This window comes from Sphingobium nicotianae (genome assembly GCF_018603885.1).
GTDB lineage: Bacteria > Pseudomonadota > Alphaproteobacteria > Sphingomonadales > Sphingomonadaceae > Sphingobium > Sphingobium nicotianae.
This window is the reverse complement of the sequence record NZ_JAHGAW010000013.1, coordinates 1-18,383: the sequence shown is the minus strand read 5'-3', so window position 1 is coordinate 18,383 and position 18,383 is coordinate 1. Positions and strand designations below refer to the sequence as shown.

Genomic DNA, 18,383 nt, shown 5'->3' with positions numbered 1-18,383 from the left:
TCGCGTCCGCATGAGACCCCAGCTTTCGCTGGGGTGACGATGGCTAGCGCCGCAGCACGCGCCGCAGCCAATATTCCGCTTCTAGGCCGAGCGAGAAGCGCTCGAGCTGCCACCATTGCAGTTCCTCCGCGCCGGTCGCGAGGCTCTGCTTGTAGCGGTCCTTGCCAGCAAGCAGCGAATAGAGCGCGAGGCCGCGGCTGGCATAATGAGCGACGGCCGCCATGTGGGTGATGAGTCCCGGCTTGTCCTTCTGGCTCACCGGCTCGCTGAAGGCGGACTGATAGTTCATCGCGCGGTCGCCATGGACGAAGTTCAGCAGATAGCCGGTCACGTCGCCACCGATGGTAACGCGCAGCAGATCGACGGCGCCGGACGCCAAGCCGGTCCTGGCGATCTCGGCGGCGAAGGCGCGGAAGAGCGGCGCATCCCAGGCATTGTCGTCGTGCCGCCCGACATTGAGGCGCGCCATGTCGGCCAGCCAGTCCTCGATCTGCGCATCGCTTGACGCGCGCATGACGCCGATCTCGCCATCGCCATGATCCTTGAGCGAGCGGCGAATCTGGCTGCGCGTATTACTGGAGAGCAGAGACAGATAGTCACCCACCCCCTCGCGCACCGCCGGGAGCGCGACGCCATAAGCGGGCGACACGTCGACGAGGATGCGCCGCCGCGCCGGCACGGCGCCGATCAGCGCGCAGTCATCCGCCACGCCGGAGAGGCGCAGGACGCGCCAGTCACGCCGCCGCGCGATGAGCGTCGCCACCGCAGCCGTCACCGCCTCCTCGGCGTCGCGCGCGGCAAGCGGCGCATTATATTCGATGAACATGCGGTCGGCGTCCGGATCACCCGCCTCGTTGAGGCGAAGGGTCTTCTGGGCGCCCAGCTTGCGTGGCTCACGAGCGAGGCCCAGCAAGGCGAGGCCGACCTCCGCGCCCGCCTCGTCGCGCACGCTGACGAGATCCGGTCGCGCCCGCGTCGTGCGCAGCCAGCTGCCGATCCAGGTCCAGCTCAGGAAAAAACTGCCATCCGCCTGCGCCTCAAGTGTGCGCCAGCGAGCTTCGAGCTCATCGAGCGGCGGCAGCGGCTCCTGCGTGGCGGTGGCGAAAGCCTGGATCATGCGCGCTCCTTACGGCCAGCGAGTAAACGATCCGCTTGCGCGGAGCCAGCCTCATCCGACCCGGCGACCGGCCCAGATCACCCGGCCGACGATCGATACCAGATCCGGGTCGACATCTTCCCAGGCAGGATAGAGCGGATTGTCGCTGCGGATCGAGAAACGGCCGCGGCGCGGCGCCAGCGCGACACGCTTCACCATCAGCACATCATCCATTCGCAACACGTAGATGCCGTCGCGCAGCCGGTCCACGCCATCGCTGCGATCGACCATGATGTCGTCGCCGTCGGAGAGCGTCGGCGCCATGGATTCGCCATCGACGCGAATCAGCGAGAGCATGTCCGGACGCCCGCCCATGTCTCGCAACCAGCGCTGATCGAACGCCATCACGCCCGCCGCCTGCTCATCCTCCTGCAGCGAGCCCGGCCCGGCCGAGGCGCCGAGCGCGAGGCGCGGCACTTCGACGAGATCGCGGCTCGGCCGGCGCATCGGCGCGCGGCCGGCAGCGAACCGGCCGCTGGCGGGATCCGGCGCGCCGAGCAGGGACTCCTCCACATTGAAATAGCGCGCGATCAGCTTGCGATCGGCCTCGTCCAGCTTGCGGGGCGAGCCGCGCTTGACGAACTGCTGAATGTAGGCGGCGTTGCGACCGATCAACTTGGAGATGGCACCATAATTCTCGCCGCGTTCGCGGATGAGACGATCGAGCGTCGCGCGGGCGTCCATTGGCTCCATGGCGATCTCCATAGCGGTAGGATTTTTCCTAGACAAGTAGGATTTTTCATATGACATAGGATTATTCCTATCGAATCGCGGTCCTGAACAGGAGGGAACCCCGGCCATGTCCACGTTGCGCACCATCGAGATCTTCCTCCGCCGCACCGGCATGGCCGCGACGACATTCGGCCGCGACGCCGTGCGCGACCCTCGCCTCGTCCATGACCTGCGCAGGGGCCGTGAACCGGGCGCCCGGATGAGGCGCCGTATAGAACATTTCATGAACATATATGACGGAGAAACCGTGCAGTGACAAGCCCGACCAACCAGCCCCTCGCGCACCGCCGGTTCAAATTGTTGCGCAGGCCACCCGAATCGATCCGCCCGGCCAGCCCGCGTCCGCAGCGCAGGGACTGTCAGGGACAGCTGCTCGCCGCTCTGGACGGACTGACCGGGGAAACCGGCGCGGTCGAGCAAGCGACGCTGCGACCGTGGTGCAGCGCGACCTTCGTCGGCGCGCAGCATCACATCATGCTGCGAATCACGGGGGAGAATGCTGCGCAGCAAGCGGAGACCCTATCGACATCGCTCGGCGAGGCCGACTTCAAGCTGCGCGGTCATATCGTGGCGGATCTCGCAGTCGACGAGGTTCGTCCGGAGGAGAACGGCGACGTGACAATCACCCTCGTGGTGCTGACCATCGAAGACTGGTGAACGCTCCGCGGCGGCGAGAGCCCTATCGCCGGCCCTGCTCGGTCAGCTTGCGCAGGGTCGCGAGGGCGCTGTTGAGCGCCTGCTCAACGGTCACGTCGAGATGCAGGGTCGGCTCGGCCGTCCGCACATCGACCGTCGGCGCTGCCGGAGTGGCGGATGCCGGCACGACTTCGAGCGGACGCTGAGCCCGCAACGCCGCGCGCACCGACGGATCGGGCTGAGCGAAAGCGATGCGGGAATCGAGGGAATGCCGCGCTTCCTCGGCATGCACAATCGCCTCGCGCTTGCCCAAGCCCTGCTCGAAGCGGGCGGCCAGCGCGGCGAGATCGGCGCCTTCGATGAGGGGAAGATCGATCTTGCGTGACAGCAGGCTCGCATCGCGCCCTGGCGGCGAAGCGACGGCTGGCGCCGGCGCGGTCGTAGCGGGCTTGTTCGCCGGAATGGCGTCGATGACGCGCGAGACCTCTTCGGCGCTCAGCGGCGCGGGCGAGCGCGGCATGGCGCCCAGGACGCGAGCGATATCCTCGTCGCTCATCGGCTCGGGCGAACGGGGCGGCGGCGCAACCGCGGCGGCGCGCTGGGGCTGGATGAAAGCGACCGCATCCGAAAAGGCACGCGGTGCTTCAGCCTCGGTCAGCCTTTGCGCGCCAGAGCGGCCCTCATGTGGCGGCAGATCGCGGCTGGCGGAGAGCGGCGGGCGCGGCGGTGCGTCCGGATGACGGTCGCGGCGGCGCAGCTTCGGCAGCATGCCATCCCGCCCTTCGGCATTGTCGTTAAAGCCGCCGCGCACGAGGCGGATGATCGCGCCCCAACCCGAACTTTGCTTGCGCGCCTGCATCATCTCGTCCGCGTCCCCGTCATTGTCGCTATTGTCCTGCTCGCTGACCTGAACCGGATCGACAGCCGGTCCCGAGCCATAATCATAATCATGATCGTCCTCGTCTCGTTCCGCCCATGCTGGTCCACGAGATACCGCTGGATGGCGCGGCGCCCAGAGCGCCCAGACGATCGCGGCCGGCACAAGCGCAAGCCCGCCGGCCAGCAGGATGCGCGTGCCAAGGCCGATGGGCGGCTCGAACAGCCTGGAAATTTCATTGAGGCCGCTCGATGTCGCGATCTGCTCGATCAACGGGGTTGGAATCGACAGCACGACCGCGGCGGTGCCGCCGGTCGCCAGCAGCAGCCGCGCGCCGCGCGCGCCAAGCGCCCGCTCCAGCCTGCTCCGCCCCGTCTCGACTTTGACCAATGCGTGAGAATTCATGACTCAGCTCGTCCGGACCACATGGCCATTGGTTAACAGCTGTTGGTAAACAGGTTCGTAACGAACGACATTCTTTGCCCAGCTCCGCTCCCGCTCGACGAACGCGCGGGCCACGCGGCGCCGTTCGTCCCATCCCGCCCGGTCGGCGAGCAGGCGAGCAAGAGCATCAGCCATCGCGGCGGGATCATCCGGCGGGAACAGGGTGCCGGTGACACCGTCTTCGATCAGCTCGCGATGGCCCCCGACGGATGAGGCCGCCACGAGTCGCCCCTGCGCCATCGCCTCCAGCGGTTTCAGCGGCGTGACAAGCTCGGTGAGGCGCATCGCCTTGCGCGGATAGCAGAGGATATCGGTGAGGCTGTAATAGCGCTCCACCTCATGATGCGGCACGCGGCCGACGAAATGGATATGCGCGGCGACGCTCGACGCTTCCGCCTGCGCGCGCAGCGCATCGGCGCGCGGGCCGCCGCCGACGAGCAGCAGATGCGCCTTGGGCCGCCGGGCGACCAGCAGCGGCATGGCGGCGATGAGATCGTCCAGCCCTTCATAGTCATAGAAGCTGCCGATGAAGCCGATCACCTCCGCACCGTCGAGGCCGAGCTGGCTGCGCAGCGCCTCATCGGGCGGGGAGGGATCGCCGAACAGATCGAGGTCGACGCCATTGGGCGAGACGTTGATCTTGTCGGGCGAGACCCCGCGCGCGATCAGATCCTGCCTGAGGCCCTCGCAGATCACCATGACCGCATCGGCCCTTGCTACGGCGCGATCCTCCAGGAAGCGCGTCACGCGATAGCGCAGATCGCCTTCGAGCCCGGTGCCGTTGCCGACCGCCGCATCCTCCCAGAAGGCACGGATCTCATACACGAAGGGCAGGCCGTGGCGCCGCGCGACCGGCGCGGCGGCGAGCGCGCCAAGCACCGGCGAATGCGCGTGAATGAGATCCGGCTTCCAGTCGCGAACCAGCGCGTCGATCCCGCTCGACAAGTGGCGCACGTCGCGCCACTCGGCGAGCGGCGCGATGCGGCTTTGCGAGCGCCCGGGGACGCGATGAAAGACGAGATCGTCCGCCGTCTCGACGAGTGGCCCGTCCGCGATATGGCGATTGCCGGTGATGCCGCGCACGTCCCAGCCGCGCCCCTGCTGCGCCTTCAGGAGCGCGCGGGTGCGGAAGGTGTAGCCGCTGTGCAGCGGCAGGCTGTGATCGAGGACATGCAGGATTCGTGTCATCGCCCCCTCCCTGCCGCAAAACGTTTAACGCCGCCTCAACCACCGACGGTTTAGGACAGGAACCGACAGGTGCGATAGCATCGGCATGCCAGGAACAAGAACGCTTCTCCGATGATCGACACCTTCTCCCTGTTGCTGATGCATGGGCTCATCTTCATGACCTGCTGGCGGCTGCTCGGCCGCGACGATCTCGACGACGAATCGGCCGAGAAGACAGATTTCCTCGGCCGCAAGAGCGCGGGCAAGGCAGCCAAGCCCGATGCGTGATCTGTTCTTCATCGCCTTTCTGGCGTCGATCTTCGGTCTCGGCCTGCGGCGTCCGTTCATTCTGGTGCTGGTTTACAGCTATATCGACATCGTCTCGCCGCAGCGCCTCTCTTATTACCTGCTGAATTCCATTCCCATCTCGCTGATCAGCTTCGCCGCGGTGCTCGTGACCTGGCTGATCTTCGACGACAAGAAGGATTGCCGCCTCTCGCGGCGACAGGGCGTGATGGCGCTGCTGCTGGTCTATTGCTGGTGGACTACCCTGCATGCCGACTTCCCCGTCCAGGCCGCCACCAAATGGGACTGGGTGTGGAAGGCTCTGCTCTTCGCCATGTTCCTGCCGCTCACCTTGCGCACCAAGCTGCGTATCGAGGCGCTGGCGCTGATGATGGTGCTGTGCGCGGGGACGATCATCGTCACCGGCGGCATCAAAACCGCGCTCGGCGGCGGCGGCTATGGCGAGCTCAATCTCATGGTCGAGAACAACAGCGGCCTCTACGAGGGCAGCATCATCTCGACGGTCGCGATCGCGATCATCCCGCTGATCCTCTATCTCTCCAACTACGGTACGATCTTCCCACCGGACTGGCGCGTGAAGCTCTTCGCCTATGCCTTCTGCTTCGCGTGCCTGCTGATCCCGATCGGCACCGAGGCGCGCACGGGCCTCATCTGCGCGGCGGTGCTCGCGGGCATGATGTGGTGGCAGACCAAGCGGCGCGTGCTTTATGCGGGAATCGGCGCGGTGGCCCTGCTCGCCGCGATTCCCTTTCTGCCGGCGAGCTTTACCGAGCGGATGAACACCATCCAGACCTATCAGGGCGACGAGAGCGCCTCGACCCGCCTGCAGGTGTGGAAATGGACCCTGGATTATGTCTCCCAACATCCGATGGGCGGCGGCTTCGACAATTATCTGGCGAACAGCTTCACCTACAACACTATCCAGAAGACCGGCCCCAAGGACAATCAGCGCGTCGAGCATGTCGTCGTCACCGATCGCGGGCGCGCCTTCCACTCCAGCTATTTCGAGATGCTGGGCGAACAGGGCTATCCTGGCCTCATCATCTGGCTGGTCCTCAACATCGGCACGCTGGTCCAGAGCGAACGGCTGCGGCGGCGCTACAAGGATACCGACAATCCCGACTATCGCTGGGTCGCGCCGTTCGCGCAGGCGATGGTGCAGGGCCATGTCTGCTATCTGATCGGCTGTTTCTTCGTGGGCATCGCCTATCAGCCCTTCGTCTTCATGCTGATCGCGCTGCAAATCGCCGCGACCACCTATATGCGCCGCAAGAGGGCGAGCGAGGACTGGCGACCTATAGCGGCGAGCAAGGTGGCGCCTGCGACGGGGTAAAACCTCCTCCGTTGACGAGGCCGACCGCTCATGCGACGCGGTTTGCGAGAGGAGCCGCATTTGCCGATACCCGCCCAGCTTACGAAGGGTCTGCGCCTGCCCGTCATCGGTGCGCCCTTGTTCATCATCTCCAATCCCGACCTCGTGATCGCCCAGTGCAAGGCGGGGATCATCGGCTCGATGCCCTCGCTCAACGCGCGCGGGGATGAGACGCTCGCGGATTGGCTGACGAAGATCACCGAAGAACTCGCCGCACATGACGCTGCTCATTCCGAGGCGCCGGCCGCGCCTTATGCGGTCAACCTGATCGTCCACCGCTCCAATCCGCGACTGATGGAGGACCTGCTGATCTGCCAGCGCTTCAAGGTGCCGCTGATCATCACGTCGCTGGGCGCGAACGAGGAGGTGAATGCGGGCGTCCACAGCTGGGGCGGCCTCGTCTTCCACGACGTCATCAACCAGCGCTTCGCCCACAAGGCGATCGAGAAGGGCGCGGATGGGCTGATCCTCGTCGCGGCCGGCGCGGGCGGCCATGCCGGCGCGCAATCGCCCTTCGCCCTCACCGCCGAGACGCGCGAATGGTATGGCGGACCGGTGGCGCTCTCGGGCGCGATCGCGACCGGTGCCGGCATCCTCGCCGCGCAGGCGGCGGGCGCCGACTTCGCCTATATCGGTTCCGCCTTCATCGCGACCGATGAGGCCCGCGCGTCGCCTGCCTACAAGCAAGGCCTCGTCGAGGGTACCGCGGCGGACATCGTTTATTCGAATTATTTCACGGGTATTCGCGGCAATTATCTGCGCGCCTCAATCGTGGCGCAGGGCCTCGACCCCGACAATCTGCCGCAGAGCGACCCGTCCGCCATGAATTTCGCATCGGCGACCGACGCCAAGGCCTGGCGCGACATATGGGGTGCGGGTCAGGGCATCGGATCAGTGCATGAGGTGGTGCCGGTGGCCCGGCTGGTGGCGCGGCTGGGCGACGAGTATCGCGCGGCAAAGGAGCGGCTGGCGACGCTCTAGTCAGGCGCGGGCGCTGACCGTCCACGTCGCGGCCATCAGCCTGACCTGCGTCCCGGCGGTTCGCGCCGAGAGCGCATCCCTGACCCGGGCGTCGCATGTATCCCGCAGGCCGGGATCTTCGCGAAGAATCTTGCCGAGCGCACCGACCCGCATCACAACCGCCATCGTCGCGTCCAGATCGCCACATGAAACGGGCGTGTCGTTCGCGCTGAGCGAAATCTCCCGAAAGCCTGCGGTCTCCAGGACGCTCCGGATGACGCCCGGATCCTCGAAGCTGAAGGGCGTGCGGTCGGCCTTTGCCTCCAGACCGGCCGCGTGCAGGGGAAGATAGTCGAGCTCATTCTCTTCCAGCGCCCGCCAGCACACGAATGCGAGCCGGCCACCGCGCCTGAGCAGTCTGTGAAAATGGGAGAAAGCCGCGATGGGATCGCCAAAGCCCATGACGCCGAAGCGCGAAAAGACGCCGTCCGCGATGCCATCAGGAAGAGGCAGCACGGCAGCGTCCGCCTCCAGAAAATCGACCGTCTGTAAATCCACTGCCCGGGATGCCGCGATCGCCAGGAGCCGTGGCGCGATGTCCACGCCGATGACTCGCCCGGTCGGTCCGACCAGCGCCGCGAGTTGCAGGAGGGTCTGACCAGTGCCACAGCCTATATCGAGAATGACGTCCCCCGGCACTGGCGCGAGCGCGACGATGGCGCGCTGGCCAAGCGGCGAAAGTTGCTGGTCCAGAAGATCCGCGACCTCGGCCCAGGCGCTGGCATGCAGCGCGCGAGAGGCGACTCTATCTTGCATTTGCGAACCCTAGCAGGTTTGGCCCGCGCGCCGATAGCTCAGGAAAGGATCATCTTGAGACCGGTCGCGGCGAGCACCAGCGCAAGGACCGGGCGCAATATGCTGGCGGACAGCCGCGTCGCGAGCAGCGAGCCGATGACGATGCCGGGCACCGACCCGATGAGCAACGATCCGAGCAACGGCAGATCGACATTGCCCATAACGAGGTGACCGATGCCCGCGACGACCGTCAGCGGCACGGCATGAACGATATCCGTGCCGACGAGCCGACGGGCTGTCATCCGCACAGGATAAAGCGCCATCAGCATCACGGCGCCAAGCGCGCCGGCGCCGATCGAGGTGAGCGTCACCATGACGCCGAGCAGCGCACCGGCAGCGACGGTCAGGCCCGGCTGGCGCTTGCGATAGGCCGCGGCGATCGGCATTTCGAGACGCAGGACGATGCCCTGCACCCGTCCCCAGGCGAAGGTGGCAGCCGCGGTCATCAGCAGGATGACGCCGAGCGCGCTGATGATGAGTCCCTGCTTGATCTGACCGGTGTCGATCTGCGCGAGGATCAGGCTGGTCGCGATGCTGGCCGGGAGGCTGCCCATCGCCAAACGGCGAACGACCTGCCAGTCCGGCTCGCCAAGGCTGTGATGGATCGCCCCACCGACCGACTTGGTGATTGCGGCGAACCACAAGTCCGTACCGACCGCCGTGGCCGGCGCAACGCCGAGTAGCAGAATCAGGATCGGCGCCATCAGCGAGCCGCCGCCGACACCGGTCATGCCGACGAGCACACCGACCAGCAGCCCGGAAAGTCCATGCGCCAGATCCATTATGCCTCGTCGCGCTCCGAATAACTGTGCTTTGGGCGCCTGCGCGAGGCCCTCCGCCGAGTCGACCCTAGCTGCCATGTCAGCGCCCACGGCGATAGGCACAAATGCTATGCGCGGCGAGAAGAAGAGCTTTCGGGTTCCCGCCAGCCATCAAACACGCGCTTCCCCTTGAAAAGCGCCGCCAAACCGGCCAAGTGGCCGAGCCATGGAAAATAGCCGCATCCTCGAGGCAATCGCTTTGCGCCGCTGCCTCTCCGCCCGCTACAACAAGCTGGCCCTCGTGCTGGCTCCGCATGTGCTCTACAAGCGCAACGACAGCTATTTCATCGACGCGATCACGATCAGCCGTGACGGGGCCGAACCGAAAGAGCCCAAGGTCGGCAGCTATAATCTGGCCGGACTCTCCGAGTTGGAGGTGCTGGAAGGCGGTTTCGACGAACATCCGTTGTTCAACCGGATGGATCCGAAATATCGCGACAACACACTGTTCATGATCGACGCGGATTGAAGAGATAACATTCCATTTTCAATAAGTTGAATAATCCGTCGAGATCGACCTCAATGCGTGGTAGCGGCGGCCATTGCCGAAACGCCGTCCTCCGGAAACCGCGGCAGGAAATGAAAGTGCAGATGGGGCACTGACCGCTCGGCATCGCCGCCATTGGCACTGGGCAGATTGAAACCGGTCGACCCGAGCCGCTCAGCGCACATCGGGGCAAGCGCCTGCGCGGTCTCGAGCAGGCCAGCGTCCAGCGTCGTGGCAATCGCGCATATCCGCGTTGTGCATCCGGCTACTCGACGCGCGCCCTCGAAGCGTTCGACGCCGCACCAGGCGCGTAAGCCCGAGGCATCGGCCTAGGTCCGAAGTCTCGGCACGACGAGACGGCGTCGGGGGCGGTCAAATCCGCCTCCGACAGCCGCCACCCCTCAAAGAAGGCTTCACAATGACTGACTCCCGCATCATTCGCGCCGCAGCGGTCCAGATGCCCCCGATCTCGACGCGCTGGCTGGAACCGTAGACCGCGTACTCGCCGCGCTGACGCAGCCGCTAAGGACGCGGAGATGGTCGTCTTCCCCGAGACCTTCCTGCCCTGGTATCCCCATTTCTCGATCTGCCACGACCCCGGCCCAGGCCGACGATGACGCAAATCCTCTATATAGGCGGAATTATAGGACCGATTAGGGGCCACTTTCGTCCCCGCTAGGGTCCTATAAACGGACGTCCAACGTGGGCGCTGTCCTCTCCAAGAAATTACGGTCCCACCTGCCATTTCCGACGCCCGATGCTTCAACGGCTAGTCCCGCCCCAATATCGGCCATTCGATGGCTGAGCTGAGTTTCCCGATAGCGGTCATTCGTTCACGATGGCCGACGCGGCCCCTTTCGCCCTCGGTTCCAGATGTTGCCGGCCTGGATCTCTCTGATCAGAAAGCTGTTCTCCAGTCCAATTCCAGCGCCTCCCAATCCAAGACGGCGAGGGCAAATGATGAGAATGACCAGCCACGAAGCCGTCCTCGCCGACGCGGTGCGTATGGCGTCGGCGCGGAACGATGTTGCGGGTCGGCTGCAAAAACGGACTGGCGCCCGGACGGCAGAGTATATCGCAGAAGTGGGAATGAAATGATGAAATGTTTCAAGCATGGATATTTTGGCCTAGCCGCCTCTCTCGGATTCGGCCTGTTCCTGGCGAACCCCGCGTCCGCGGCGGTCCGTTACACGTTTACCGCCTTTTCCGGCCCGGAAAAAAACGGAGAGCAGATCAATGGCGGCGGTTTTTCGCTTACCGTTCCAAGCTTTCTGACCGGCGATCCGAGCTTCCCAGCCGCCAGCCTGACCAATTGCTCGATATCGACAACGATGCAGCCGACCGGTGGGTCGTGCTATAATCAGGATTTCTACTCAAATCCCAGACGCGATTATCTCGGATTTGGCACGGACACCACGCTCAATCCCCTGAGCTGGACCTATTATAACTTTGCCTCCGGGGCATTCACTGCGCCCGGGACTTATGCGTCTTTGCCGACACCGGGATACGGAACTGGCCAGATTTTGGTCGAGCTGGTGGCGGACATCGACACGCCAGCCGTGCCCGAACCCGCCGCCTGGGCTATGATGCTGGCCGGCCTAGGCCTGGTGGGTGGGGCCATGCGCCGCCGCAGTATGATCGTCCAGTTCGCCTGAAACCCGTTTATCGGTCGGCTCTGCAAGTCCCGCTGGAGAAATTCGGCGGGACTTTTCGCGCGCCCATCCGTCCCCAATCGGGAAAGCGCCCCCTGCTCCAAATCTGGCGCCCCCCGTTCCAAGACTGAAACGGCCATTGATGGGAATGGCGGGCATCAATTTGTGGGGACAGCTATGACCAACATCATGATTCGGTTCGGTAAACGGACGCGCCTGTCGGGACTGGCCGGCGGCGCCCTAGTCGCCATCGGCGCACTCCTGCCGACCGCCGCGAGCGCACAAATCTATGCCACCGCTTATGACGGCGTGGACACCGACTTCTTCTTCCAGGTCACGCCGAACGGAAGCGGCGCGGCTGCATCCGGTTTCGGGCATGTGCTGCTCGGTCCGACCGGGCCCGATTCCGACCCGCTCCCGCTCACCGCAATGGCGGGCATCAACGCTGCTCAAGGCGACCAGCGTCAGCAAGGGCGGCACGTTCGACTATTATTCCGACATCGCGCCGCAGCCCGACGGAACGGGTGGTTACACGTTCAATAACGGCAGCGTCACGGAGTTCGAAAACGGTATCCCGCTCACCGAACCGGTAGGGAGCATGGCAGCGCTCGGCGGTGTGATGCTGGGGACGAGCTGGACCGGCACGCGCAATTACTTTTTCGAGATGCATGAGAACAGCGGGTCCACCGGCGCCTATGGCAATAATTTCGGCGGCGTCGTGCTGGGTGAAGGCGGACGGGATTTCGGCTACGAGGTCGAGACGATGGCGAGCTATGGCGGCCAGCTCTACGGCACTGCCTTCGACGGCGAGCATAGCCTCTTCTTCCGCATCAATCGCGATGCCGACGGGGCTGGCGCCTGGATCGACGGCTTGGGCTTTCTGACCGTGGGCGGGGTGCCCGACACCGATCATATCGACGCGATGGTCGGCGGCGCGGACGGGCTCTATGCGACCTCCTGGAACGCCAATGGCAACTTCAACTATCTCTTCAGGATCGATCCCCTGGTGGACGGCGGCGGCCATGAGACGGAAACCGGCGCGGTCACGCTCGATGGCGCAAAGATCCCGTTCCGGATCAATACGCTGGGATATATCGATAACGGCATGCCGACCGTGCCCGAGCCGGCAAGCTGGGCGATGATGATACTCGGTTTCGGCGCCGTGGGGTTTGCGCTCCGCCGCCGTCCAGTCCATTGTGCGTATCTGGCCCGCATGTCCCGCTAGGCCGACTTCGTTGGAAGGTCGCGCCCGTTGCTGAGAAGTCGCTTCACCTCCAGCGCATTGCCCAGAGAGCTGAATGACAAGCAGCGCTTCGGCATGTGGCGCGACATCCATAACGCACAGATCGCCTCGTTCGATTACGGGATTACCGGCGATCGACCGTTCGAGGCCCATCTGGACGCCATATCGTTCGGGAGGATCACCGTCGGGACAATGACGGGGACCGTAAATAAGGCCGAGCGCTCGACGGCCAACATTCGCGAGGATGGCGGGGACGGTTATTGCCTGCTGATCAACAACAGCGTCGGCGGGATGGCCGGCACACAGCTCGGTCGTGATTTCCTGATCGACACCGGGGCAGCGGTGCTGGTGTCCAACAGCGAAGCGGTGAAGCTGGTCGGGAGCAATGAAACGGCGTGGACCAGCGTTATCCTGACCAACCAGCTGCTCGATCATGGCTTCACGCATATCGGCGATCGGCTCGGGCTGGAGATCCGGCAGGACAACGAAGCGCTGACGCTGCTGCGCGCCTATCATCAGCTGTTGGTCACGACAGGGTCGTTTTCATCCCCGGCCCTGACGCGCCATGCGGGCGAGACCCTGCTCGATCTGGTCGCCCTGGCGACCGGCCTGAAGGGGAAGGCGGCCGACCTGGGCAGCGCCAAGGGGCTGCGCGCTGCGCGGCTCTCCGCCATCCTGCAAAAGATCGAGCAACACTATCGGGAGCCCAGCTTTTCGTCCGGGCACGTGGCCGCCCAGCTCGCGCTGTCGTCACGATACGTCAACGACCTGCTCCACGAGACAGGGCGCAGCTTTGCCGATCGTGTCCTCGAACTGCGGCTACAGGAGGCTTTCCGCATGCTGACCAGCGAGCGCTTTCGCGCGGAGCGGATTAGTGACATCGCCTATCGCGCCGGGTTCAGCGACATCTCCTACTTCAACCGCAGCTTTCGGGCGCGGTTTGGATGTACGCCAAAGGCGGCTCGCTGAAGGGGTATTAAAGCCGCGCCGACCCATTACTCAAGAGGAGCCGCGCGTATTGAACTGGAGCAGTGTTGGCGTATTGAATTGATGCGGCGCGCGGGGTTCGGCGCCGCGGAATTTGCCCCGATCCCGGACATTCTCAACCAGAAAGACCACTCCCCAAAGCGGCCATTCACGCTCAGGTCAGCTACGCCTGCATATATTCCCCGCTTGTCGCGTCCACGCCATCTAGAAGGGCGACCGATGAGAGGTTGGAGTTTGACCATCGTTGCGATGCTGCTCTCGTCTGCGGCATCAGCAGCTGGTTCTGCGCAGTTTTCCCCAACGCAGATGGCGCAGATCAATCGCAGCAGCTGGGGCCTCGATCTAGCTGCGCTTCAGACCGACCCGTCGGCAAAGACCGTCATGGCCGGGCTCGATTCAAGCTTGCCAGCCGCCGCCGCGGCCCAGATCGCGCAGATGCGGATCGTGCGCGAGCCGATGGCGCAGCTCGTCGTCGAAATGGACACGCAAAACCAGGCGGCGAACAAACTCGCCGATCCGGACGCGAAGAAAGCCGCCCGAAAAGCTTATCAGCAGGCCATGAACGACCTCAATCGCGAGGCGGCAACTCGCTCGTTGCTGCGCGATCTCTATTCGCCGGCCCAGCTTCAGGAGCAGATGACGTGGTTCTGGTTCAACCATTTCAATGTGCATGCCGGCAAGCGCGACATCCGCGCCATGGTCGGCGATTATGAGGATGTGATCCGCACCCATGCGCTCGGCAAGTTCCGCGATCTGCTTGAGGCAACGCTGCGCCATCCCGCCATGTTGCGCTATCTCGATAATGACCAGAACGCTGCCGGCCACATCAACGAAAATTATGCGCGCGAGATAATGGAGCTGCACTCAATGGGCGTCGGCTCGGGCTACAGCCAGGCGGATGTCCAGGAGCTGGCCCGCGTTCTGACCGGCGTCGGCGTCAGTCTGAAGCCGGACAATCCCAAGCTGAAGCCGGAATGGCAGCCGCTTTACATTCATGCCGGCCTGTTCGAGTTCAATCCGGCTCGCCACGATTTCGGCGCCAAGCACTTTCTCGGTCATCAGATCAGCGGTTCGGGCTTTCATGAGGTCGAGCAAGCGCTCGATCTCATCGCTGCTTCGCCTGCGACCGCGCGACATGTGTCGACGCAGATCGCCACTTATTTCATGGGCGACAATCCGCCTGCCGCCGTCGTCGACCACATGACGACAGCGTGGCAGCGGTCGAGCGGAGATATTGCGACGGTGCTGCGGGCAATGTCGGCGTCACCCGAATATAGTGCGTCGCTGGGCCGCACGTTCAAAGATCCGATCCACTATGTCGTCTCTGCCGTGCGCTATGCCTACGGCGATCGCGTGATCCTCAACGCCGATCCGATGATCGGCTGGCTCAACCGGATGAGCGAAGGGCTCTACAATCACGAGACGCCGGACGGCTACCCGATGAATGCGTCGGCTTGGACCGGACCAGGGCAGATGGAGGTCCGCTTCGAGATTGCCCGCGCGATCGGCAATGGCTCGGCAGGGCTGTTCAAGTCACGCACGGCTGGATCGACGGAGCAGCCCGCCTTCCCGCAATTGCAGAACGCGCTCTATTTCGGGGGGCTGGACCGGACATTAAGCGCACAGACCCGCGAAGCATTGGCACAGGCGACCAGCCCCCAGGAATGGAACATGCTGTTCCTGGCCTCGCCCGATTTCATGCGCCGATGAGCGTCAAGGAGATGGCCTCATGATCCTCAATCGCCGACAAATGCTCGAAGCCACCGCGCTCGCAGTCCCGCTCCTCGCGACCGGCCGCGCCTTCGCTGCGCCCGCTGCCGGGAAGGCGCGCCTGCTCGTCGTGTTTCTGCGCGGGGCCTATGACGGCCTCAACATCGTGGCGCCGACCAGCAGCGATTTTTACCATGCCTCGCGGCCGACAATCGCGCTCGCCAAGCCCAATGCCGCCGCGTCCGACACTGCCTTGCCGCTGGATGCAGACTGGAGCCTGCATCCGGCGCTCAAAGACAGCATCCTGCCGCTCTGGCAGGCAAAGCAGGTTGCGTTCGTGCCGTTCGCAGGAACGGACGACCTCAGCCGGAGCCATTTCGAGACGCAAGACACGATCGAAATGGGCCAGCCCATTGCGGGACATCGCGATTTCCAATCTGGCTTCATGGGGCGCCTCGTCACAGCGCTGGGCACGGACAAGCCGATCTCCTTTACCGATCAGTTGCCGCTCTGTTTCCGTGGCGGGCCGACGGTGCCGAACATTGCACTTGCCAATGCCGGGTCCAAGCCACCGATCGATGCACGGCAGACCGCGCTCATCAACGCGATGTATAAGGGCCAGAAGGCCGGCGGCATGGATCTGGAGGCCGCCGTTGCCCAGGGTTTTCAGGTGCGCGACACGGTGTTTCAGTCGATTGCCGATGAAATGAACAAGGCCGGCCGAGGGGCGATCAGCGCCAAAGGCTTCGAGTTGTCGGCGCGGCGCATCGGCCGTCTGATGCGCGAGCAGTATAATCTCGCCTTCGTCGATGTCGGCGGCTGGGACACGCACGTGAACCAGGGCGGCGCGCAGGGCTATCTTGCCGGGCGGATCGGCGAGCTGGGCCGAGCGCTCGCGGGCTTCGCGAACGAGATCGGGCCCGATGCCTGGAGCAGCACGACGGTCGTGGTCATTTCCGAGTTCGGCCGGACCTTCCGCGAAAATGGCGACAAGGGAACCGATCACGGCCATGGCAGCGTCTATTGGGTGATGGGTGGCGGCGTGAACGGCGGACGGATCGCTGGACCGCAGGTCAAGCTTGCGCCCGAGACGTTGAACCAGGATCGCGACCTGCCGGTACTCACCGACTATCGAGCCTTGATGGGTGAGCTGATTGTCCGGCAATTCGGCCTTTCTGCTGATAAGGTCGCGCAGGTCTTTCCAGGCGCGAGGGCGGCCGATCTGCAGTTACTTTAAAACGCATGGAGAGATTACTTCTGTTTCCGCCTCAATCTCGGACGTTCGCAGCCTGGGCTCTCGAAAGTCGCCATTCATTCAACAGCCCCTCGCCATGGCACAGGGCCGCCAACGTCCCTAAATCTCGGGCCCCTCATCGGGGATGAAAGCATCCCTAAATCAACGCCGAGATGGCGGGCCGTGGTTTTGATGCGGCTTTATGCTGTCGGAGCCTAGTTCGGCGGAAGGAATGCGTGCCGCACTCCCGGCCGCCGAGCGTCTTCTGAGATCGACGCTCGCGCCATATATTCACCTCATGATCCGTCACGGCAAATCGGCACACCGGCGCGGTGTCACGAACATGTCATTACGTATGTCCTAGGAGCGCCTCCAACGGCGGCGATCGGAGAACCAGCAGCGCCATTTTGACGGGTGAAGACGACGCAACGCATGGATGGTAAGCGTGACATTGTTGCTGCAGGGGTTGCGAAGGAAATCCTGCCCCCGTGCCCATCGGCAGTTCGCAACAGCAGGCGAACACCTTCCCGTCGACGTACGACGCCCTCGGCACCGAATATTTCGTCGGCTTCAAGGTACGCTTCTGAGGAGATGGACCGGATGCGCGTCGACCGTCGTGAGCTGCTGAAGGCTGCCTCCGGCTTCGTCCTTTTCGCTGGGTTGCCATTGCGCGGCGTCCTTGCGCAGGCGCCGCGGCAATATCCATTCACGCTGGGTATTGCCGCCGGCGATCCGGCACCAGATGGCTTCGTCATATGGACGCGTCTCGCCCCACGGCCCTTGGAGCCGCATGGCGGCATGGAGCCGCAACCTGTGGTGGTTGCCTGGGAAGTGGCCGAGGACGAGGCTTTCAGCCGCATCGTGCGATCCGGCGAGGTGATCGCGCGCCCGGAACTCGGGCACAGTGTGCACGTGGAAGTGGAGGGCCTGCGTCCCGCGCGACCTTATTATTACCGGTTCCTGGCGGGGACAACGGTCAGCGACACTGGGACTGCGCGATCCGCACCTCCGCCAGGAGCAGCCGTCGGGCGGGTGCGGATCGGCGTTGCAGGGTGTCAGCGCTACACCAGCGGTTACTTCACGGCTTATCGCTACCTTGCCACCGAAGGCGATCTCGACGCCATCTTTCATTATGGCGATTATATCTACGAAGGAGGTGCACGGCGCGGCTGTGCCGTGGTGGACGGGCAGACGGTCTGCGTGCGCGAGCATGACAGCGACGAGATCTATTCGCTGGACGATTATCGCCACCGCTACGCTCTCTACAAGCTCGATCCGGACTTGCAGGCCGCTCATCGCGCCGCCGCTTTCCTGTCGACGTTCGACGATCACGAGGTCGACAACAACTGGACTTCACAGTGGGACGAGAATGGCACGCCGCCGGAAGTGTTCCTGTTACGGCGCTTCGCGGCGCTACAGGCCTGGTACGAGAACATGCCCGTGCGCAGGACGCAATTCCCGGCCAATGGCCAGCTCCGCATGTTTCGCCGGATCGACTACGGAAGTCTGCTGCGCATCCATCTGCTCGACACGCGCCAATATCGCAGCGACCAGCGCTGCAACATGCCCGGGGACCGAAACTGTCGGTCTGCGGATGATACCGGGCTGGAATCGGTACTAGGCCGGATCGACATTCAGGATTTCCAAAAGGTCTGATCGCTGATTCATAGGGCTCCGTGTTGGAACGCGGAGCGGACGATGGGTAACAAGCGTTACGAGTTGAACGATGCGCAGTGGGCGAAGA

Annotated in this window: 20 protein-coding genes; 13 read left to right on the top strand and 7 right to left on the bottom strand. The window is 64.1% G+C overall.

Features of this window, described 5'->3' with window-relative positions:
* Positions 1 to 43 precede the first annotated feature (43 nt).
* Together KK488_RS17985 and KK488_RS17980 are read right to left on the bottom strand one after the other, a co-directional pair.
* On the bottom strand, positions 44 to 1,117 hold the full coding sequence (locus KK488_RS17985; protein ID WP_214625091.1) for a GNAT family N-acetyltransferase: 1,074 nt from the start codon (positions 1,115 to 1,117) through the stop codon (positions 44 to 46).
* A gap of 51 nt (positions 1,118 to 1,168) precedes the next feature.
* Positions 1,169 to 1,849 (bottom strand): S24 family peptidase, encoded by a 681-nt coding sequence (locus KK488_RS17980; RefSeq protein ID WP_214625090.1) that lies wholly within the window; start codon positions 1,847 to 1,849, stop codon positions 1,169 to 1,171.
* A gap of 106 nt (positions 1,850 to 1,955) precedes the next feature.
* On the opposite strand from KK488_RS17980, the gene KK488_RS17975 reads away from it, so the two are divergent.
* Together KK488_RS17975 and KK488_RS17970 are read left to right on the top strand one after the other, a co-directional pair.
* Positions 1,956 to 2,144 carry a hypothetical protein gene (locus tag KK488_RS17975; protein ID WP_214625089.1) on the top strand — a complete coding sequence of 63 codons (189 nt, stop codon included), beginning with the start codon at positions 1,956 to 1,958 and terminating at the stop codon, positions 2,142 to 2,144.
* Entirely contained in the window at positions 2,141 to 2,545 is a 405-nt protein-coding gene (locus tag KK488_RS17970) for a hypothetical protein (RefSeq protein WP_214625088.1), read from the top strand. The genes KK488_RS17975 and KK488_RS17970 overlap by 4 nt, the downstream gene beginning before the upstream one ends.
* Before the next feature lie 22 nt (positions 2,546 to 2,567).
* On the opposite strand, the gene KK488_RS17965 is transcribed toward KK488_RS17970, so the two are convergent.
* Positions 2,568 to 3,806: a hypothetical protein gene (locus KK488_RS17965; RefSeq protein WP_214625087.1), complete on the bottom strand. Its 1,239-nt coding sequence runs from the start codon at positions 3,804 to 3,806 to the stop codon at positions 2,568 to 2,570.
* Positions 3,807 to 3,809: 3 nt separating this feature from the next.
* Positions 3,810 to 5,033, bottom strand: a complete 1,224-nt coding sequence (locus KK488_RS17960) for a TIGR04063 family PEP-CTERM/XrtA system glycosyltransferase (protein ID WP_214625086.1) — start codon at positions 5,031 to 5,033, stop codon at positions 3,810 to 3,812.
* A gap of 111 nt (positions 5,034 to 5,144) precedes the next feature.
* On the opposite strand from KK488_RS17960, the gene KK488_RS17955 reads away from it, so the two are divergent.
* The 3 genes from KK488_RS17955 to KK488_RS17945 are packed head-to-tail and all read left to right on the top strand — an operon-like array spanning position 5,145 to position 7,671.
* On the top strand, positions 5,145 to 5,300 hold the full coding sequence (locus tag KK488_RS17955) for a hypothetical protein (protein ID WP_214625085.1): 156 nt from the start codon (positions 5,145 to 5,147) through the stop codon (positions 5,298 to 5,300).
* Complete coding sequence (locus KK488_RS17950; RefSeq protein ID WP_214625084.1) at positions 5,293 to 6,651, top strand: putative O-glycosylation ligase, exosortase A system-associated; 1,359 nt, start codon at positions 5,293 to 5,295, stop codon at positions 6,649 to 6,651. The genes KK488_RS17955 and KK488_RS17950 overlap by 8 nt, the downstream gene beginning before the upstream one ends.
* 60 nt (positions 6,652 to 6,711) lie before the next feature.
* The gene (locus tag KK488_RS17945; protein WP_214625083.1) at positions 6,712 to 7,671 is read left to right on the top strand and encodes an NAD(P)H-dependent flavin oxidoreductase; all 960 of its coding nucleotides are present in this window, start codon (positions 6,712 to 6,714) and stop codon (positions 7,669 to 7,671) included.
* Here the strand turns inward: KK488_RS17945 and KK488_RS17940 are convergent, their stop codons facing one another.
* Both KK488_RS17940 and KK488_RS17935 read right to left on the bottom strand, forming a co-directional pair.
* Positions 7,672 to 8,466, bottom strand: a complete 795-nt coding sequence (locus tag KK488_RS17940; protein ID WP_214625082.1) for a class I SAM-dependent methyltransferase — start codon at positions 8,464 to 8,466, stop codon at positions 7,672 to 7,674. It abuts the gene before it with no gap.
* A gap of 38 nt (positions 8,467 to 8,504) precedes the next feature.
* Positions 8,505 to 9,287 carry a sulfite exporter TauE/SafE family protein gene (locus KK488_RS17935; protein ID WP_214625081.1) on the bottom strand — a complete coding sequence of 261 codons (783 nt, stop codon included), beginning with the start codon at positions 9,285 to 9,287 and terminating at the stop codon, positions 8,505 to 8,507.
* 205 nt (positions 9,288 to 9,492) lie between these two features.
* On the opposite strand from KK488_RS17935, the gene KK488_RS17930 reads away from it, so the two are divergent.
* Positions 9,493 to 9,795 (top strand): hypothetical protein, encoded by a 303-nt coding sequence (locus KK488_RS17930; protein WP_214625080.1) that lies wholly within the window; start codon positions 9,493 to 9,495, stop codon positions 9,793 to 9,795.
* A gap of 50 nt (positions 9,796 to 9,845) precedes the next feature.
* On the opposite strand, the gene KK488_RS21835 is transcribed toward KK488_RS17930, so the two are convergent.
* Complete coding sequence (locus tag KK488_RS21835; protein WP_432653873.1) at positions 9,846 to 10,028, bottom strand: HIT family protein; 183 nt, start codon at positions 10,026 to 10,028, stop codon at positions 9,846 to 9,848.
* A gap of 882 nt (positions 10,029 to 10,910) precedes the next feature.
* Here KK488_RS21835 and KK488_RS21485 point away from each other — a divergent pair.
* The 7 genes from KK488_RS21485 (at position 10,911) to KK488_RS17890 (ending at position 18,295) form a co-directional block, all read left to right on the top strand.
* Positions 10,911 to 11,468, top strand: coding sequence for a PEPxxWA-CTERM sorting domain-containing protein (locus KK488_RS21485; RefSeq protein ID WP_250890697.1), 558 nt, complete (start codon positions 10,911 to 10,913; stop codon positions 11,466 to 11,468).
* A 174-nt stretch (positions 11,469 to 11,642) separates the two neighbouring features.
* Positions 11,643 to 12,008, top strand: coding sequence for a hypothetical protein (locus KK488_RS17915; RefSeq protein WP_214625078.1), 366 nt, complete (start codon positions 11,643 to 11,645; stop codon positions 12,006 to 12,008).
* A 55-nt stretch (positions 12,009 to 12,063) separates the two neighbouring features.
* Complete coding sequence (locus tag KK488_RS21480) at positions 12,064 to 12,690, top strand: PEPxxWA-CTERM sorting domain-containing protein (RefSeq protein WP_250890695.1); 627 nt, start codon at positions 12,064 to 12,066, stop codon at positions 12,688 to 12,690.
* A gap of 93 nt (positions 12,691 to 12,783) precedes the next feature.
* Positions 12,784 to 13,677 carry a helix-turn-helix domain-containing protein gene (locus KK488_RS21475; protein WP_250890694.1) on the top strand — a complete coding sequence of 298 codons (894 nt, stop codon included), beginning with the start codon at positions 12,784 to 12,786 and terminating at the stop codon, positions 13,675 to 13,677.
* 324 nt (positions 13,678 to 14,001) lie between these two features.
* Complete coding sequence (locus KK488_RS17900; protein ID WP_250890693.1) at positions 14,002 to 15,405, top strand: DUF1800 domain-containing protein; 1,404 nt, start codon at positions 14,002 to 14,004, stop codon at positions 15,403 to 15,405.
* A 19-nt stretch (positions 15,406 to 15,424) separates the two neighbouring features.
* The gene (locus tag KK488_RS17895; RefSeq protein WP_214625076.1) at positions 15,425 to 16,642 is read left to right on the top strand and encodes a DUF1501 domain-containing protein; all 1,218 of its coding nucleotides are present in this window, start codon (positions 15,425 to 15,427) and stop codon (positions 16,640 to 16,642) included.
* 597 nt (positions 16,643 to 17,239) lie between these two features.
* Positions 17,240 to 18,295: an alkaline phosphatase D family protein gene (locus KK488_RS17890; RefSeq protein WP_214625075.1), complete on the top strand. Its 1,056-nt coding sequence runs from the start codon at positions 17,240 to 17,242 to the stop codon at positions 18,293 to 18,295.
* Positions 18,296 to 18,383 lie beyond the last annotated feature (88 nt).